Genomic DNA, 17,175 nt, shown 5'->3' on the forward strand with positions numbered 1-17,175 from the left:
CCGCTCTATGGTTTATCTTTCATCTCAGTGACTATCAACATGAAGGAGTATTCATGATGGCATCACAAACTCACTCTGCCATGCTGCAACGGGTAAAAACAGGCAATGGCTTCATTGCAGCACTGGATCAAAGTGGCGGCAGCACACCACAGGCATTACAGCACTATGGCATTGAACCAGATCAATACAATGGTGATGAAGAGATGTTTGCCAAGGTCCATGAAATGCGAACCCGTATTATCACCAGCGCCGTATTTGACAGCACACGAATACTGGGAGCTATTCTGTTTGAGAATACCCTGGACCGAAACATCGAAGGCATACCTTCTGCCGAATTTCTATGGCAAAAAAAGCAGATTGTTCCCTTTTTGAAAGTAGACAAAGGACTCGCCTTGGAAAACAACGGTGCTCAACTGATGAACCCCATGCCACAACTGGACACCCTACTGTCAAAGGCCAGCGCCCAGAACGTATTTGGCACCAAAATGCGATCAGTGATTAAAAAAGCCGATAGCACTGGAATTACTGAAGTTGTCCAGCAACAGTTTGAGGTCGGGAAGCAGATTATTGCGGCAGGCCTGATACCGATTATTGAGCCTGAAGTCGATATCAATAGTCCGGATAAATCCGACTCAGAAGCAATTTTAAGGACAGAAATCCTGAAACAGCTGAACACCCTGCCCGATACTCAACAAGTCATGCTAAAACTATCCCTACCTAATGAGGCCGACTTTTACAAGCCACTGGTCGACCACCCCCGAGTTCTGAAAGTAGTTGCCCTGTCCGGTGGCTACCCACTGGAAGACGCCAATGTCAAACTGGCGGCAAACCATGGCATCATTGCCAGCTTTTCAAGAGTGCTCACCAATGGGCTATCTGCCCAGCAGAGTGATGATTCGTTTAATGCCACACTGAACAGCACGATTGAAAGTATTTACCAATCATCCCTGACATAAACTGCGAGCCTTTAGAAACAAACCACTCCCAGCCCTGCACATAACCCTTACAATGCCTGGTTCAAAACGGATAAAAGTCACGCACAAAAAAAGCCAGTCCATTTGGACTGGCTTTTTAATTGGAGCGGGAAACGAGGTTCGAACTCGCGACCTCAACCTTGGCAAGGTTGCGCTCTACCAACTGAGCTATTCCCGCATATTTGAGTCATCAGCTTAAAAGCTGGACACCACTGCTTACACAATAACTGTAATAGTGGCGTCCCCTAGGGGACTCGAACCCCTGTTACCGCCGTGAAAGGGCGGTGTCCTAGGCCACTAGACGAAGGGGACACATACATCAAACGATGTTTGGTGGAGCTAAGCGGGATCGAACCGCTGACCTCAACACTGCCAGTGTTGCGCTCTCCCAGCTGAGCTATAGCCCCATATCAACCTGCCGTATTATGCCATTTTTCATAACAAATACAACATATTGAAACTGGAGCGGGAAACGAGGTTCGAACTCGCGACCTCAACCTTGGCAAGGTTGCGCTCTACCAACTGAGCTATTCCCGCAATGAAGATGATTTTAAGGGTTCTTCAAACCCTGCTCTCTATAAAGAGATAAGTGGCGTCCCCTAGGGGACTCGAACCCCTGTTACCGCCGTGAAAGGGCGGTGTCCTAGGCCACTAGACGAAGGGGACGCAATCCTTCTTATTCAAATGACACAATCATCATTTGAACTCTAGATTTGGAGCGGGAAACGAGGTTCGAACTCGCGACCTCAACCTTGGCAAGGTTGCGCTCTACCAACTGAGCTATTCCCGCAGTGAAGATAATTTTAGGGATTCTTCAAACCCTGCTCTCCGACTCTCAATAAAGAGAAGAGAATAAGTGGCGTCCCCTAGGGGACTCGAACCCCTGTTACCGCCGTGAAAGGGCGGTGTCCTAGGCCACTAGACGAAGGGGACGCAAAACCTTCTAATTCAAATGACGCAACGATCACTTGAACTCTAGATTTGGAGCGGGAAACGAGGTTCATTCTTGTTACAAGAAAGCGCGACCTCAACCTTAGCAAGCTTGCGCTCTACCAACTGAGCTCTTCCCGCAATGAAGATGGATTATAAAGGCTCTTCAAACCTTGTCTATAAGTGGCGTCCCCTAGGGGACTCGAACCCCTGTTACCGCCGTGAAAGGGCGGTGTCCTAGGCCACTAGACGAAGGGGACGCAAAACCTTCTGATTCAAATGATACAACGATCACTCAAACTCTAGATTTGGAGCGGGAAACGAGGTTCATTCTTGTTACAAGAAAGTGCGACCTCAACCTTGTCAAGGTTGCGCTCTATCAGCTGAGCTATTCCCGCAATGAAGATGGATTATAAAGGCTCTTCAGACCTTGTCTATAAGTGGCGTCCCCTAGGGGACTCGAACCCCTGTTACCGCCGTGAAAGGGCGGTGTCCTAGGCCACTAGACGAAGGGGACGCAATCCTTCTGACTTAAATGATATAAAAACCACTTAAGCTCTAGATTTGGAGCGGGAAACGAGGTTCGAACTCGCGACCTCAACCTTGGCAAGGTTGCGCTCTACCAACTGAGCTATTCCCGCAATAAAAATGGTGGAGCTAAGCGGGATCGAACCGCTGACCTCAACACTGCCAGTGTTGCGCTCTCCCAGCTGAGCTATAGCCCCAAAACCTTCGCAGCAACAATACTCAAAGTATTTAACAACTGCTTTTGCTTTAGCGCCTTTCAAAGAGCTCTTTAATTTTGCCCCCCGAAACGCAGGGCGAATGATATGGATGCCCCCCTATCCTGTCAAGCGTCGCTTATAAAAATTATTATTGAATAACTACGCAGTTATAAACCTTTTTATAAAAAAGGCCGGTATTTCCACCGGCCCCAAAGCAAAGCAGAGTCTCTGCTTAAAGCGCTGAAAATTCTTTTTCCAGTCGCTTCGCTTCCTTCTTGGAAACACCTCCCAACACTTCGACGGCATGACGAAGACGGGCACGGGTCATATCCGGGCCAAGAATCTCCATAGACTCCATAACAGACCAGGAGTTTGGTGTTCCGGCAATAGCGACAAAAATCGGGTGATTGAAATCTCCCAGTTTGATGTCCATTGCTTTGGAAAGCCCTTTAATTTCAGAGAAAATCTGATCACGCTGCCACTGACGCAGCTGCTCAAGCTTCCAAAGAGTGAATTGCAGCACCTTCTTCACATCACCCGCTTCCAGCTTTTTATGGGCAAAGTCTTCAGGCGACAGATTCAACATACCAGAGAACATAAAAGCGGCAATGGGTGCAAAATCGCTGAGCCGCTCAACACGTTCTTTTGCCAGAGGCAAAAACTTCATCATGTAGTCACGATTGAGCAACCACTGACCTAATCGGTCAGCAAACTGCTCCGTGGTCAGGTTTTCGCGAATCCAGCTGGCGTTCAACCATGACAATTTTTCCTGATCAAAAATTGGACCACCCAGGGATACACGCTTGATATCAAAATTTGCCAGCATCTCATCCAGACCGAACTTCTCTCTCTCGTCAGGCATGGACCAACCCATACGACCAAGGTAGTTCAACAACGCTTCCGGCAAATAGCCCATATCACGATAGTAAGTAATACAGGTCGGATTCTTCCGCTTCGACAGCTTGCTCTTGTCAGGGTTTCTCAGCAACGGCATGTGACAGAGAACAGGCATATCCCAGCCAAAGTACTCATATAACAGCTGATGCTTAGGTGCAGAGTTGATCCACTCCTCACCACGAATAACATGCGTGATCGCCATCAGGTGATCATCCACAACATTGGCAAGATGGTAAGTGGGCATGCCGTCAGCCTTAACCAGCACTTGCATGTCCACCTGAGCCCAGTCAATCTCAATAGTGCCACGGAGCATGTCTTCAACCTTACAGACACCACTCGCAGGTACCTTCATCCGAACAACATGCGGCTCACCTGCATCCAGCTTAGCCTGAACCTCCGCTTCGGAAAGATGCAAACAGTGGCCGTCGTAACCCGGCATCTGTTTATTGGCTGTCTGTTCAACTCTCAACTCATCCAGACGCTCAGAAGAACAGAAGCAACGGAAGGCATGCCCCTTATCCAAGAGAATCTGGCTATGCTCAGCATAAATCTCACGACGTTCACTCTGACGATAAGGACCATGTGGGCCACCTACATCTGGACCTTCATCCCAATCCAGACCAAGCCAACGCAGGGAGTCAAGAATTTGCTGTTCAGACTCGGGGGTGCTTCTGACCTGGTCAGTATCTTCTATACGCAGCAGGAATTGCCCCCCCTGACTCTTGGCAAACGCCAAGTTAAACAAGGCAATATAAGCAGTACCAACGTGAGGATCACCGGTTGGAGAAGGTGCAATACGGGTGCGAACAGTCATGGATTTGCTTTCTCAATAAAGTCTGCCTCCTCCCTGAGGGAGGAGGCAGACAGAATGCCAAAACAACCATTATAAAGCGGAGAGCCAGTAGCACCCAAATATTGATTCACTTCAAACAGGCTCAAGCCTGTCTTTTTATCCCCAGGCGAGACATCAACCAACCAATGGTTGTCCCTTGAACCAATAAGGAGAAAAGAATAACGGCGAGTGTCATCTCAATAATCATGCGTTTTTCTGGCATTGAGTCTGGAATCGACAACATCAGAGCAACAGGCACGACACCTCTCAGCCCCCCCCAGAACATGACCTTCATGGAACCACCATCCACCTTACCACTTAGCGGAATCAGATTACTGATGGGAAGCAACAGGTAAACAACCAGAAAACGTGCCAGCAATACAGCAACGACAGCAATTAGCAGAGTAGGATAGAACATACTGAGATGCTCCATATTTCTTAGCAAAAAGTCTTCACTCAGCCCAAGAAGAAGAAAGATAAAGCTATTTGCAACAAACGCCATAAATTCCCAGTACGGATCCAAATGGCGAAGCGTCATAAAGTCAGCCATTGCCCGCCGTCCATAACTGCGAGTGATAATTCCTGCAGCAATCACTGACATCACACCCGAGGTCTCAAAGACATGATCAGCAATAATAAAGCTGGCAAAAGCAAGAATCGTTGTCAGTGCAATATGCACATAAGGCATGCCGCGAGATAACCGCAGCAGCGCCAACATACTTCCACCCATAGCTGCCCCGACAAAAATCCCACCAAAAAACACCCGGAAGAACTCTATAATCGATGCAAAAACGGCGCCACCTGTTATGCCTGTACCTGCCTGAATAATTGAAAGCACTATACCAAACATAACAATGGCCGTTGCATCATTAAACAAGCTCTCTGCATCCATTAACAAAGACATTCGCTCAGGTGCCTTTACCTCTTTAAAAAGAGCAATAACCGCCACAGGGTCTGTTGCAGAAATTAATGCACCAAACAGTAGCGCACCAGCCAAAGACAACGGCGTAAGCTCTCCCAGAATGACACCAACCACCAGCGTAGATAGCACAACCCCAAAGATCGCCAGAATCAGCACAGGCACAAGCTCTTTCATCAGAGCCGATAATTTAATATTGATGGCTGCCTCAAAAACCAAGATGGGTAACAGCACATACATGATCAAGTCATGCGTCAAAGACAGACGAAGGATCGGTGCCAGTAATTCACAGTATTCAGCAGCGATTCCAAGCGCCATTCCAATAACGACCAGACCAATCGTATAAGGGAAGCGTAACTTTTTCAGAAGGATTGCTGAAATGGCCGCCAGAAGGAATAGGCCGCAAAAAATCAGCATGGGAATGGCAAGACCTGCACCAGAATGTGTTACCGACATTTCCTGTTCCGTTTATACGTATAAACACCACCCTAGTTAGAATATTAAAAAGAGCGGTATTTGAGGCCATGACTGCTATCCACTCATGACCACTTCGATCGGTCAGCCCACGATTCGGCAAACATCAGGAATGGCGAGGTGAAAAGTAAAACCAGAGATAGCGTATGGCAACATACAAAACGATTACCGTCGCTACCAGCAGTTCGAAGCCGGCCAGATTGTTAATAACATCACAAACTTTTTGATAGCCCTGTTGATTAAGTATATCCGCCAGCTTGAACAACGCTGTAGCCCCAATCACCATAGGAAACGTAAAGGCCGCATAACCCGGTGAAAATGGCAGGCGTAACAGACGAACAAACGCAACATAGACCAGACTCGTCATAAAAATAGCCAATGGCAGCAAGACTGCAACCAGTAAGTAGTTTGGCTGGTCAGTTATTGATAAATATCCCGCCAGAGAAAGACTGGCTGGTGCCGCCATGATGGCAAACGTTGGCAATGCCGCATCCGGAATCGTTTCCCTGAAGATCAATCGATACAGCATGACCGGCAGCTTGATAAAGTAGCAGCACAGGCCAAATACAAACAGTATAAAGACAAGCTTTTCATGCCCCATACCAGCACTGGTCACAGCTGCCACAATGATTCCCACAGGAGGCACAAACCAGCTTGGGACCATATGGTGCAAACGGAAATCAATCAGCCTGTGAACCGTAAAACCTATAAATAAAAGAAGATGTACAATAACGGCCAGCAACCAGAGCCCCCTGGCAAAAACCGGCAGTACTGACAGAAGTGACTGGGCAATGACCATCGTTGCCATGGCACAGGTGGGCATAACACTGCTAATCACAGGGTGCGCCAGATCCTCTCGAAAAAGATCCGGATTGGTAACAAACTTCAGAATAATGGCCAATACCAGAATCCCACCGACAAAGGCAGAAGCCAGCTTAAACCACTCCGCATACAGGGGCAGAACAAATGCCCAGAGAGACCCAAGACTGGCAATACCCAGAGCAAGGCCCCCTAACGGAGTAGGCACCTTCCTGAGACGGACACTCAAACCTGTTTTATGCATTAGCAAGCCATCTTCAAACTGACTAACAACAGCCACTTGCGCTCATCTCCAGAAAATAGTTGGAATAAAGATATAACCCAACCTAAGATAAGAAAAATCAAACTTATGAATATATAGATTAAGTTTTACTTATACTTAATAAAATTCAACAAGATAGTTAAAGCACTAAAGCATCAATACCATGCATATCACGCTAAGACAGCTACAGGTTTTCAGAGCCACAGCTACACTCGGCCAGGTTCAACTGGCAGCGCGACAGCTATACCTGTCCCAACCGGCAACCAGCATGGCCCTGTCTGAACTGGAAAAACACCTGAACAGCCAATTGTTTGACCGGACTGGCAACCGCCTGATTCTGAACTCAGAAGGCAAGAAACTACTGCCTCTTGCCTGTGAACTATTGGACCGCAGCGAAGAAATCACCCGCCTGTTCAGCCATAACAACCATCACAGTGGCAAACTCACTATTGGTGCCAGCACCACCATTGGAAACTATCTGCTGCCTGAAGAACTGGCCCGATTTGAAAGAATTAACCCAGAGATTTCGGTAGAACTGGATATCCACAACACCACGACCATCATTGAAAAACTGGCAGCACTGGAAATTGATCTGGCCTGCGTTGAAGGCCCCTGCCAACACCCTGAAATAGAAACCATTCCCTGGAGGGAGGACCACCTTATTCTCTTTTGTGCCAGTGACCACCCATTGGCAAAACGCAAAACAATGATGGTTGAACATCTTGAGCAGACGGAGTGGGTTCTTCGCGAAACCGGCTCAGGAACCCGCATGCTTTTTGAGCTGCATATTGGTCAGCATTTACGCCAAAGGCACTTGAAGATGGAGCTTAATCAAACGGAAGCGATCAAAAGCATGGTGCGCTCAGGCATTGGTATCAGCTGCCTTTCTGAACTCTGCATTGCCAAGGAGCTGTCACAGGGCGAACTGGTACAACTCCCTTTCCCCAAAGAGCCCATGAAAAGACAGCTGTGGCTATTATTAAATAGAAGAAAATACCGGAGCGGATTAGTTAACCTCCTCCTGAAAGAACTGCAAAAGTAAGCCGAATTCAGCCACTCTAAAACTTCTCGCTGACACCCTATTGATAGAAAGGGCTTCGAAAACATCGGTGACAGCGATTCCCGCCAAAGCCTTAACATATGGATGTATATAGAGAAAACCCAGGAATCGCACGCACAACTTTTCTCTAAGCATCCAAAATATCAATGAGTTAGTATTTCGATTCATCGAAAACTGCTACCTCTTCGATGCCTTGAAGCAATTTGCTGTTAATCCCGAATGGCAATAGTTTCAATCAAAGTGACAAGTTCTGAAAAATACACCTTAAATAAATGCTAACAATGACCAGTCTCGAAAAGACAACCACATCAGCAGCTAGCCCCACCCTATGAATACTGGACAAGCTGAAATGAGAGACTAAGTTTACCGCTCAACCAATAAAAAGCTGCCTACCTATAATGAGACGATTCTTTCAGCTACCAACGTTATTGTTAGTTCTGGAATCTTTCGTACTTTCAGGCTGCGCAATCGGAAGGTATCCCAACATGTACTCTGCAACTCACTCTGCCATGCCAGACGCCATGCGGCAGGCCGTGCTAGAGTTAATTAACTTAGATAGTAAAGACCATTTATCCCCAGAACAAAAAGGTCTTTTCAAGAAAGAAGTTGAGGCATTTTCACGCCGGGTAAAAAATAATTACGTTAAAAGTGATGAAGAGTCCCGACCAATTGTGGTTGGCTTTCAGCTAAAATTCGAACAAGCACTCATTCGTGAATACCCTGAGAAAAATCTGGATCAATGGAAAATCACTATCGCCGTTGTGACAAATAGACCCGGAACTGATAAATCAATAAAACCGGATGACGAAACAACATGGGAGGGAGCCATCTCTGAAGTAGTACTAAGCGATCCTGCCAGTCTTTACACAGTAACAGAGCGAAGCAGAACAGCGCCTCTACTATCAAACCTTGGACCCAACACGAAACCTTATGGATTTTACCCCAAATCCGGCATGTTAGATCGAAGCCCAAAGCATCAGGATATATATAGATGCTTCGTTAATGAGAACGCTAACTATGCTGATAGGCCAATGGAATTTGTAACCAAGCTGTCACCAGAAGAAGTCGGCGCAATCTATATCATGCAGCCACCAGGCACATTCATCAGAAAGCCATCCGAACTTGCTGACTCTGAAAACCCTCTGCAGGTCATTGAAGACGAACTATTCGAACTGCAACCAAAGAGTGAAGAAGACTTAAGAAGCCGGGTTTTCATCACCAACATTGGTGCAAGCCAAGCAATTGATGCCAATAAGGATAGCATGTTTTCACTTTGCTCTGGTCCACTAAGTAATCCTGAGGTAAAACAGTGTTTTGATCTTAGAAAAGATACAATTAACAAAGGAATTACAGATCCAGCCCTGAAAACAACAACTGAAGGCTAGAATTCTTATCTATCCACACCTAACAAGGATTCCAGAACAGAACTACAGCTAAATAACAACTGCGCAAATGCTTCATAATGCTCACTGCAGCAGTTGCGCGCCCCATACTGGTCACTTCCTATAACCATCCAGCCTTAGCTATCTATAATATGGATTCGATCATTTTAGGTATTTATACCCAAATATACCCATTCATTGACTTTGATCCGATGACAAACATAATCGGCATCTCTAAAATTGCGCCCCTTTCCCTAAACAAACTGGCTTAATTCTCATGGAAAAAGTGATTGAAACTCCTGATGCACCTCCAGCCATCGGCCCTTACTCTCAAGGCATGCGCTTTGGCAATCTGGTGGTAACTTCCGGCCAACTTCCAATCGACCCGGAAACCGGGGAAGTCTCCGAAGATACCAAAGAACAAGCTCACCAATGCCTGAAAAACCTGAAAGCAGTACTGGATGCTGCTGGCAGCGGCATGAACCGTGTGAAGAAAGTCACCGTTTTTGTCCGTGATATGGAAGAATTCAGTAACATCAATGAAGTCTACAAGCAGTACTTCAAGGTGCCTTTTCCTGCTCGCAGCCTGGTAGAAGTGGCTCGTCTGCCAAAAGATGTCAAAGTGGAAATCGAAGCTCTGGCTACTGTCGACTAAAAAACGACTAAGCAGCCGTGCCGCTCTCAATGAAAAGTACTTTGAGAGCCTGATATTGAACGGGGGGTTAGCCCCCGTTACCACATCAGATCATCTGGAATCTGGTAATCAGCATACCAGTCTTCTTCTTCCTCGGTCAGATCACCAGACTTGTCATTCTGCATGACAATTGCTTCCGGCTTTCGCTCAGCAATTTTACTGGCCACCGGAGCAGGAATTACCAGAAAATCCTCACCAAGCACAGCCAGAGCCAGAAGTCCCCGCTCCAGCCTAGCCAATTGATCGTTAGTTACATAAATCTTCTTAATCTTATTCTCAAAGACAAACTTATACTCCGCCTCTCCTCCATCCCTGGACAATGCATTCACTTCAATCAACTGTCGAACCTGTGCCTCTGAAGCCTTACGCTGGCGCTCCTCTTCAAGCTGCCGATTAAGCTCTCGATCCTTTTCTGCCTTAGCCTGCCTTTCACGCTCCAAGTCTATACGTCTTTTTTCCTGATCGGTCATATCCCCCGATTTAGCTGCCTGCTTTTTTTTCTTCTTATTACTGGTTTTTGCCTGCAACGCCTGCTGCTTGGTCGCCAGACCCGCCTTCATTAGCTGGTCACGAAGTGATTTACTCATAGTGTTTTATATACCAGAGGGAAAACAGAAAACTGGAATATTAGCAATCCATCTTGCTACCAGCCAGTGATTATCCCCCCCACTCCTTAATTTCCCACAACCCAATTTTTCACACAGTAGTGCGAGCATGGAAAGAGAGTAAAGGATTCCAATAAACCAAAAACCTTCCACCATAAAAAAGGCCGGATTACTCCGGCCTTAGATATGTTTAACTAATCAAAGAAGAGTTAATGCACGTCTTTCCAGAACTCACGCTTAAGCAGATATGCAAACACCAGGAACACTGCAAGGAACAGGAATACATAAATACCCAATTGCTTCCGCTGCTCCTGCATAGGCTCTGCAGAGTAAGCCAGGAAGTTCGTCAGATCATAAGCCATCTGGTCATACTCTGCGGTAGTCATACTCCCCTTACGCTCAGGGTCAATAGTCAAGCCACAGATTTTATCACCCGTAAGCGGATCACGCGCCGTTGGATCCTCATCACCGCAGTTGTCAATCTGAACACCCTGAAGCCCCAAGAGCACATGAGGCATACCAACATCAGGAAAGACCTTATTATTCACACCATAAGGACGACTAGGGTCTTCATAAAAGGTTCTCAGATAGGTATACAGCCAGTCGGGACCACCTTTCACACGGGAAACCAATGTCAGATCCGGAGGCGCTGCACCAAACCAGACTTTAGCCTCTTTTGGGTCCATACTGTTGTGCATCAGGTCGCCAATCTTGGCGGACTTATCGAGCACAAGGTTTTCCATCATCAGGTCATGGGGAATACCCAGATCGTCTGCTACACGCTCATACCGCTGATACTGGGTCGCATGGCAACCCGCACAAAAGTTCTGGTAATACTTCGCCCCCCGCTGCAAAGAAGCCTTATCAGAAGGATCCAAATTAGCCTCATCAAGAGGATAGCCCCCACCGGCTGCTGCCGCCAACGATGAAAACAGCACCGAAACCAGAAACAACTTAATGGTCAGTATTATTCTTTTCATTAGCCGGTCACCCTCTCCGGTACAGGTTTAGTCTTCTCCCACCGAGTATAAAAAGGCATCAACAGGAAGAACGCAAAGTAAATCAGCGTACAAATCTGGGCAATAAGTGTATAAGTTTCTGTAGCCGGTTGCGTTCCAAGCCATGTCAGGAGAATAAAGACAAAGGCAAAGATCACGATACTGGTTCTGCTGATAATACCCTTATAGCGCCATGATCTAACCGGACTGCGATCCAGCCATGGCAGAACGAAGAGAATGGCAATTGCACCACCCATCGCTATAACACCACCCAGCTTGGAGTCGATAGGCCCAATATCAAAGGTAATCGCCCGGAGGATGGAATAAAAAGCCCCAAAGTACCAAACCGGTGCAATATGCTCTGGCGTTTTCAGACCATTGGCCGGTTCAAAGTTAGCATGCTCAAGGAAAAATCCGCCCATTTCCGGGAAGAAGAAAATAATCCCACAGAAAACAAACAGGAACACCACCACACCCACAATATCCTTCACTGTGTAGTAGGGATGAAAGGCAATACCATCAAGAGGCACACCATCAGGACCTTTGTTCTTTTTGATATCAATACCATCTGGATTGTTAGAGCCGACTTCATGCAACGCAAGAATGTGGAGAACAACCAGACCAAGAATGACGATTGGCAGAGCAACAACATGCAGCGCAAAGAAGCGATTCAGGGTAATACCGGAGATAAGGAAGTCACCACGAATCCACTGCTGAAGGTCTGGACCAATAACTGGAATAGCACCAAACAGGGAAATAATTACCTGGGCCCCCCAATAGGACATTTGCCCCCAAGGTAACAGATACCCCATAAAGGCCTCACCCATCAGCGCCAGGTAGATCGCCATACCAAATATCCAAATCAGCTCACGGGGTGCTTTATAGGATCCATAGAGGAGACCACGGAACATGTGGAAATAAATAACCACAAAGAACATGGAAGCACCGGTTGAGTGCATATAGCGAATTAACCAGCCATATTCCACATCCCTCATGATGTACTCAACTGAAGCAAAAGCAGCTTCAGCACTGGGCACATAGCTCATGGTCAGCCAGATTCCGGTCAGTATCTGATTGACAAGAACCAGCAGAGCCAGAGATCCAAAGAAGTACCAGAAATTAAAATTCTTTGGGGCATAATACTTACTGAGATGCTTTTCCCACGCCTGAGTGACAGGAAGTCGGGCATCCACCCAATCCATTATCTTATTTCCCATCACGCATTCTCCTCATCTTTACCGATAATCAGAATATCATCGCCTTCAAAGGAGTAAGGTGGCACGACCAGATTCGTTGGGGCGGGAACTCCTTTATAAACACGCCCAGCCAAGTCAAATCTTGAACCGTGACAAGGGCAGAAGTACCCCCCCTTCCAGTTTGCATCAAACTCCATGGGTTTGACTTCTGGCAGATATTTAGGAGAACAACCAAGATGGGTACATAGACCTACCAGCACAAGAACATCTTCTGTCCGTGAGCGGTATACATTGGTGGCATACTCAGGCTGGTCCGAGTTTTCTGATTTAGGGTCGCGTAGACGACCATCTTGGGACGGCAACTCATCCAGCATATCTTTGGTTCGGCGCAACACAAACACGGGTTTACCACGCCACTCATAGATAACCTGCTGACCAGGCTCAAGCTTACTTAAATTCACCTTAACAGGAGCACCAGCTGCCTTTGCTTTTGCACTTGGATTCCACGACTTCAGAAAAGGCGTGGCGACCCCAACAGCTCCGGCAGCCCCCACCACCGAAGTCGCTGCCACGAGAAAGCGGCGCCGGCCTTTGTTTACGCCGTTGTCACTCATTAACCTACTCTCCCCATCCGGGCTGAATGCCCAATGACTTCTTTTTGTTCATGGGTGTGATAACTGGGGCCACACAAGCCCACTGTAAGAGTTCTCTAATACTGCAACCCGAGACGAGCTCCCAGCTGAAACCCCAAACTTTATTATCGGCAGGACATTCTCTCTGTCACAAAGCCCAACAAAACACACCAAAACATGATAACAGATTTACTTGTATAACAGGGCTTTTGTTAGGCAATGACACTACATTATTTTCGACAGAACCAACTGTAATGGCCCAGAGGCAACACAACAACTGGAATCCCCCCCACACAATAAAGCCGCTATCGCATTATACGTACCCACATAAGCGGCAGTGCGTAATGATACTGGTTTTAGCGCATAAAAAAAATGCCCATAAGAAAAACCGGGCATTTCTTCTCTAATAAAAAAACAGGCACAAAAAAAACCTCCCAAAGTCCCCCCCAAAAAAAAGAGGCACCATGAGAGGTTTTCCAGTAATCCAACAACCTGTCGAGAACCTCGACAGGCTGAATGAATACAATATCAGCGCTTAGAGAACTGTGGACGCTTACGAGCTTTACGCAGACCCACTTTCTTACGCTCAACTTCACGAGCGTCACGGGTAACGTAACCAGCCTTACGCAGCGGAGAGCGCAGAGTCTCATCATACTGCATCAGCGCACGGGTGATACCGTGACGGATAGCACCAGCCTGACCGGAACCGCCGCCACCAGATACAGTGATCTTGATGTCGAACTTTTCAGTCAGTTCAGTCAGTTCCAGAGGCTGACGAACTACCATTCGTGCAGTTTCACGACCGAAGTATTCATCCAGAGTACGGCCATTGACAGTAATACTGCCAGTACCAGTTCTCAGGAAAACACGTGCGGTTGAGGACTTACGACGTCCAGTTCCGTAGTATTGTGTTACAGACATAACCACCCCTGATTAAATTTCCAGTTGCTGAGGCTGCTGAGCAGCATGTGGGTGCTCGCTTCCGGCATAGACCTTCAGCTTGCTGTACATGGCACGACCCAGGGCATTCTTGGGCAGCATCCCCTTAACAGCCAACTCGATTACCAGCTCAGGCTTGTGTCCGATCAGCTTGTCAAAGCTCATGGACTTCAGGCCACCGATGTAACCGGTGTGGCGGTGGTACATCTTGTCAGTGGACTTACGTCCAGTAACACGTACTTTCTCAGCGTTTACTACAACAATGTAGTCACCAGTATCCACATGAGGAGTGAACTCTGGCTTATGCTTGCCACGCAGACGCAGGGCGATTTCTGTTGCCAGACGACCCAGCGTTTTGCCTTCGGCATCCACTACGAACCAGTCACGTTTTACGGTTTCTGGCTTTGCACTAAAAGTTTTCATTAAATTCGCCTCTATGATATCGCTCACGCGATACCTGTTCCTACACGGCCGTTCCCTGCTGGGCAAGAGCCAGGCTAATAGCCCCAGATCAGCAATACCGGCCTGTTCAAAACATTGGGCGCTCAATCGGGAAACGGGAGCGGTATTATACCGTTTGGCAAGAGGAAATAAACCCCCTCTGAAACCTGATACACTTTAAACATTCAGAACTCTGTTCTCTTGCCTTCTGTACCAAGCCTAAAGAGCCAATTACGTTAAGGATTGGTACAAAATATTTCTACATCATTGTTTTACATAAAAATTAAAAGGCCTTCACAGCCTCAAGGCTGACACATTAATAGACGGCATCTAACTCCACTCCTGAGGCCCTGAGGACTTTTAAGATATGCCGCCCCTGAAAATCAGGGTTAAACTGGAGTCCATCCGGCAGAATCCTTCTGGCCAGCGTTTGAAGCTCCAGAGAAGCAGCACTCGTGCGAGCCTCTACAGCCAGCAAAAGAGAACTCACCAAAAAGCCAACAATGCTTTTATGCCAGAAACTCACACCAAAACCTCCCGCAAGAGCAACGTAAGTAACAGCTATAGACATTCGATTAATAAACCAGTTCTTTTGGTCACTGTGGTATCCAGTCACCATTCTCACAGGAGGCTGAGTTTTATCATTATCAACAAATTTAAACCCAATCCCTTCTGATACCCCATTGATACTGAATGGCCCACCAATATCCAAGAAAAGTTCATTATCCTTAGGAAAGTTATAATAACGGTAGCCGTAGACACCTCCTCGTCCCGCACCACTGATATGAATCGATTTCAAATCCCCCCACTCAAGACTGAGGATATAAAGACTCCTTTCAGGAGAAAACATCAAATCAAGACTTGACTGGTGCGTTGCCAGAATTGAAAAAAGTAGTAAAGGGTTTTTCTTCAGAGGAGTAGGCATCACTCTTGAATCAATTCTTTTTACAAAACGTTTGATTTTATTCTCCGTTGTAAACAGCACCCTGTAACCAGAAACTTCAGAAGCAGATTCAGTCAGGACTTCCTCAAAGCCAACAAACAATGATTGCCCGGTTCTTTTAAGATAAGAAAGATAATTCACATAACCAAAAAACTTATCCTCAACCTCTTCCATTTCATCAATTTCTTCAGCCCTTGATGGGACAGAAATCTTTATTCGACACGACTCAGCATCACCCAGTAAACACCCTCCTGTATATTTCAATTCTCCTTTAACACCATATATATCCCTCAATTCAAAAGATCCTTCATAAACTTGATCCTGAGTTTCATCAGAAAGGCTGTGGTAGTTCGCCTGCACCTGACTCGTAATCAAGAATACGATACATCCCCCCAAAAAAAACAGACACCTCCACCACAAAGCCCTTGAAAAAAACAAATATGCAGCTTTAATTTTCATCACAAGCCTCATTAAATAGAAATAATCAACCCACCACTTCACAAGAACACCAATTAATAGAATCTAACCCCCAACTATAGACACGCAACAAACTCGAAAAATAATTTACAAAAAAATAATAAAACCACAATCAAATAGATTTAGTTTCCAAGTACATCAATATGAATACCGGACAATCAATCAATATGAAAAACAATGGTACTTATCAAGTCTGGGAACATTTTTACGCTCCCATATTATCAGTCATACCTGACAGAACAGCGGCAACCAGTTACAATCGCCAAAAATCTTACACTGGCAGATCAGGAACACCATGCGCGACTTTATTATTGCCCCGAGTATCCTTTCCGCAGATTTTGCCCGCCTGGGCGAAGAGGTTGAAAATGTTTTAGCCGCCGGTACCGACTGGGTTCATTTTGATGTAATGGATAACCATTATGTCCCGAACCTCACCCTAGGCCCTATGGTATGCAAGGCACTAAGAAAGTTTGGCGTCACCGCCCCCATCGATGTTCACCTAATGGTTAGCCCTGTAGATCGTATCATCGGTGATTTTATTGAAGCGGGTGCCAGTATGATTACATTCCACCCGGAAGCATCTGAACATATTGATCGCAGTTTACAACTTATTCGCGAAGGTGGTTGTCAGGCTGGACTGGTACTCAATCCTGCAACATCTCCCGATGTGCTTGAGTATGTGATGGACAAGCTGGACATGATCCTGTTGATGTCGGTAAACCCCGGCTTTGGCGGTCAGAAGTTTATCCCATCTACACTGAAAAAACTGTGCCGGGTACGCAAGCTGATTGATGATAGCGGCCTAAACATCCGCCTCCAGGTTGATGGCGGTGTTACTGCTAATAATATTCGCCAAATCGCTGAAGCAGGCGCCGATACGTTTGTCGCAGGTTCTGCCATTTTTGGTGCCGAAAATTACCAGCATGTAGTTTCTCAAATGCGCTCTGAACTCGCTGAAGTAGTGGCGCTATAAATC

At 46.6% G+C, this 17,175-nt stretch carries 15 protein-coding genes and 13 tRNA genes; 5 read left to right on the top strand and 23 right to left on the bottom strand.

All coding sequences use genetic code 11. The features are described 5' to 3' along the window. Positions 1–53 precede the first annotated feature (53 nt). Complete coding sequence (locus tag GV64_RS19400) at positions 54–956, top strand: fructose bisphosphate aldolase (RefSeq protein ID WP_020581449.1); 903 nt, start codon at positions 54–56, stop codon at positions 954–956. A gap of 120 nt (positions 957–1,076) precedes the next feature. On the opposite strand, the gene GV64_RS19405 is transcribed toward GV64_RS19400, so the two are convergent. From GV64_RS19405 to GV64_RS19480, 16 genes are all read right to left on the bottom strand, one after another. After that, positions 1,077–1,152 (bottom strand) — tRNA-Gly (locus tag GV64_RS19405). Positions 1,153–1,210: 58 nt separating this feature from the next. After that, positions 1,211–1,286, bottom strand: a tRNA-Glu gene (locus GV64_RS19410). Positions 1,287–1,305: 19 nt separating this feature from the next. Next, a tRNA-Ala gene (locus GV64_RS19415) sits at positions 1,306–1,381 on the bottom strand. A 54-nt stretch (positions 1,382–1,435) separates the two neighbouring features. Further along, positions 1,436–1,511: transfer RNA gene (locus tag GV64_RS19420), tRNA-Gly, on the bottom strand. Positions 1,512–1,564: 53 nt separating this feature from the next. Next, positions 1,565–1,640, bottom strand: a tRNA-Glu gene (locus GV64_RS19425). A 48-nt stretch (positions 1,641–1,688) separates the two neighbouring features. Beyond that, a tRNA-Gly gene (locus GV64_RS19430) sits at positions 1,689–1,764 on the bottom strand. 67 nt (positions 1,765–1,831) lie between these two features. After that, positions 1,832–1,907 (bottom strand) — tRNA-Glu (locus GV64_RS19435). Positions 1,908–1,956: 49 nt separating this feature from the next. Next, positions 1,957–2,045, bottom strand: a tRNA-Ser gene (locus GV64_RS19440). 43 nt (positions 2,046–2,088) lie between these two features. After that, positions 2,089–2,164: transfer RNA gene (locus tag GV64_RS19445), tRNA-Glu, on the bottom strand. Positions 2,165–2,213: 49 nt separating this feature from the next. Beyond that, positions 2,214–2,302 (bottom strand) — tRNA-Val (locus GV64_RS19450). Positions 2,303–2,345: 43 nt separating this feature from the next. Further along, positions 2,346–2,421, bottom strand: a tRNA-Glu gene (locus GV64_RS19455). 48 nt (positions 2,422–2,469) lie between these two features. Further along, positions 2,470–2,545: transfer RNA gene (locus tag GV64_RS19460), tRNA-Gly, on the bottom strand. Positions 2,546–2,553: 8 nt separating this feature from the next. Then, positions 2,554–2,629 (bottom strand) — tRNA-Ala (locus tag GV64_RS19465). Between the two features lie 232 nt (positions 2,630–2,861). Beyond that, positions 2,862–4,340, bottom strand: coding sequence for a glutamate--tRNA ligase (gene gltX, locus GV64_RS19470; RefSeq protein WP_020581450.1), 1,479 nt, complete (start codon positions 4,338–4,340; stop codon positions 2,862–2,864). Between the two features lie 121 nt (positions 4,341–4,461). Next, positions 4,462–5,733, bottom strand: a complete 1,272-nt coding sequence (locus GV64_RS19475; RefSeq protein WP_020581452.1) for a cation:proton antiporter — start codon at positions 5,731–5,733, stop codon at positions 4,462–4,464. A gap of 124 nt (positions 5,734–5,857) precedes the next feature. Continuing rightward, positions 5,858–6,850 (bottom strand): TDT family transporter, encoded by a 993-nt coding sequence (locus GV64_RS19480; protein WP_020581453.1) that lies wholly within the window; start codon positions 6,848–6,850, stop codon positions 5,858–5,860. Between the two features lie 145 nt (positions 6,851–6,995). Between GV64_RS19480 and GV64_RS19485 the strand changes: the two genes are divergently transcribed. The 3 genes from GV64_RS19485 (at position 6,996) to GV64_RS19495 (ending at position 9,929) form a co-directional block, all read left to right on the top strand. Next, positions 6,996–7,874 (top strand): LysR family transcriptional regulator, encoded by an 879-nt coding sequence (locus GV64_RS19485; RefSeq protein ID WP_020581454.1) that lies wholly within the window; start codon positions 6,996–6,998, stop codon positions 7,872–7,874. 527 nt (positions 7,875–8,401) lie between these two features. Continuing rightward, the gene (locus tag GV64_RS19490; RefSeq protein ID WP_152554127.1) at positions 8,402–9,277 is read left to right on the top strand and encodes a hypothetical protein; all 876 of its coding nucleotides are present in this window, start codon (positions 8,402–8,404) and stop codon (positions 9,275–9,277) included. Positions 9,278–9,551: 274 nt separating this feature from the next. After that, positions 9,552–9,929 carry a RidA family protein gene (locus GV64_RS19495; RefSeq protein ID WP_020581456.1) on the top strand — a complete coding sequence of 126 codons (378 nt, stop codon included), beginning with the start codon at positions 9,552–9,554 and terminating at the stop codon, positions 9,927–9,929. A 77-nt stretch (positions 9,930–10,006) separates the two neighbouring features. Here GV64_RS19495 and GV64_RS19500 read toward each other — a convergent pair whose 3' ends face one another. From GV64_RS19500 to GV64_RS19530, 7 genes are all read right to left on the bottom strand, one after another. Next, entirely contained in the window at positions 10,007–10,555 is a 549-nt protein-coding gene (locus tag GV64_RS19500; RefSeq protein WP_020581457.1) for a DUF2058 domain-containing protein, read from the bottom strand. Positions 10,556–10,782: 227 nt separating this feature from the next. After that, positions 10,783–11,553, bottom strand: coding sequence for a cytochrome c1 (locus GV64_RS19505; protein ID WP_020581458.1), 771 nt, complete (start codon positions 11,551–11,553; stop codon positions 10,783–10,785). Next, on the bottom strand, positions 11,553–12,788 hold the full coding sequence (locus GV64_RS19510) for a cytochrome b (protein ID WP_020581459.1): 1,236 nt from the start codon (positions 12,786–12,788) through the stop codon (positions 11,553–11,555). The genes GV64_RS19505 and GV64_RS19510 overlap by 1 nt, the downstream gene beginning before the upstream one ends. Further along, a complete protein-coding gene (petA, locus tag GV64_RS19515) occupies positions 12,788–13,381 on the bottom strand; it encodes a ubiquinol-cytochrome c reductase iron-sulfur subunit (RefSeq protein ID WP_020581460.1) in 594 nt (197 codons plus the stop codon). Before petA ends, GV64_RS19510 begins: the two co-directional genes overlap by 1 nt. Positions 13,382–13,927: 546 nt before the next feature. Next, positions 13,928–14,320: a 30S ribosomal protein S9 gene (gene rpsI, locus GV64_RS19520; RefSeq protein WP_020581461.1), complete on the bottom strand. Its 393-nt coding sequence runs from the start codon at positions 14,318–14,320 to the stop codon at positions 13,928–13,930. A 12-nt stretch (positions 14,321–14,332) separates the two neighbouring features. Continuing rightward, positions 14,333–14,761, bottom strand: a complete 429-nt coding sequence (rplM, locus tag GV64_RS19525; RefSeq protein WP_020581462.1) for a 50S ribosomal protein L13 — start codon at positions 14,759–14,761, stop codon at positions 14,333–14,335. A 334-nt stretch (positions 14,762–15,095) separates the two neighbouring features. After that, the gene (locus GV64_RS19530) at positions 15,096–16,181 is read right to left on the bottom strand and encodes a hypothetical protein (RefSeq protein WP_020581463.1); all 1,086 of its coding nucleotides are present in this window, start codon (positions 16,179–16,181) and stop codon (positions 15,096–15,098) included. 313 nt (positions 16,182–16,494) lie between these two features. On the opposite strand from GV64_RS19530, the gene rpe reads away from it, so the two are divergent. Further along, the gene (gene rpe, locus GV64_RS19535) at positions 16,495–17,172 is read left to right on the top strand and encodes a ribulose-phosphate 3-epimerase (RefSeq protein ID WP_020581464.1); all 678 of its coding nucleotides are present in this window, start codon (positions 16,495–16,497) and stop codon (positions 17,170–17,172) included. Positions 17,173–17,175: the final 3 nt, after the last annotated feature.

The sequence above is a fragment of the Endozoicomonas elysicola genome (assembly GCF_000710775.1).
In the GTDB taxonomy this organism is placed as follows: Bacteria; Pseudomonadota; Gammaproteobacteria; order Pseudomonadales; family Endozoicomonadaceae; genus Endozoicomonas; species Endozoicomonas elysicola.

Bases quoted from the DNA above. Each gene is read 5' to 3' on its own strand.
- GV64_RS19530 (WP_020581463.1), bottom strand. From the start codon at position 16,181: ATGAAAATTAAAGCTGCATATTTGTTTTTTTCAAGGGCTTTGTGGTGG.
- GV64_RS19490 (WP_152554127.1), top strand. From the start codon at position 8,402: ATGCCAGACGCCATGCGGCAGGCCGTGCTAGAGTTAATTAACTTAGAT.
- rpe (WP_020581464.1), top strand. From the start codon at position 16,495: ATGCGCGACTTTATTATTGCCCCGAGTATCCTTTCCGCAGATTTTGCC.
- gltX (WP_020581450.1), bottom strand. From the start codon at position 4,340: ATGACTGTTCGCACCCGTATTGCACCTTCTCCAACCGGTGATCCTCAC.
- GV64_RS19400 (WP_020581449.1), top strand. From the start codon at position 54: ATGATGGCATCACAAACTCACTCTGCCATGCTGCAACGGGTAAAAACA.
- GV64_RS19505 (WP_020581458.1), bottom strand. From the start codon at position 11,553: ATGAAAAGAATAATACTGACCATTAAGTTGTTTCTGGTTTCGGTGCTG.
- rplM (WP_020581462.1), bottom strand. From the start codon at position 14,761: ATGAAAACTTTTAGTGCAAAGCCAGAAACCGTAAAACGTGACTGGTTC.
- rpsI (WP_020581461.1), bottom strand. From the start codon at position 14,320: ATGTCTGTAACACAATACTACGGAACTGGACGTCGTAAGTCCTCAACC.
- GV64_RS19475 (WP_020581452.1), bottom strand. From the start codon at position 5,733: ATGTCGGTAACACATTCTGGTGCAGGTCTTGCCATTCCCATGCTGATT.
- GV64_RS19510 (WP_020581459.1), bottom strand. From the start codon at position 12,788: ATGGGAAATAAGATAATGGATTGGGTGGATGCCCGACTTCCTGTCACT.
- GV64_RS19500 (WP_020581457.1), bottom strand. From the start codon at position 10,555: ATGAGTAAATCACTTCGTGACCAGCTAATGAAGGCGGGTCTGGCGACC.
- petA (WP_020581460.1), bottom strand. From the start codon at position 13,381: ATGAGTGACAACGGCGTAAACAAAGGCCGGCGCCGCTTTCTCGTGGCA.
- GV64_RS19485 (WP_020581454.1), top strand. From the start codon at position 6,996: ATGCATATCACGCTAAGACAGCTACAGGTTTTCAGAGCCACAGCTACA.
- GV64_RS19495 (WP_020581456.1), top strand. From the start codon at position 9,552: ATGGAAAAAGTGATTGAAACTCCTGATGCACCTCCAGCCATCGGCCCT.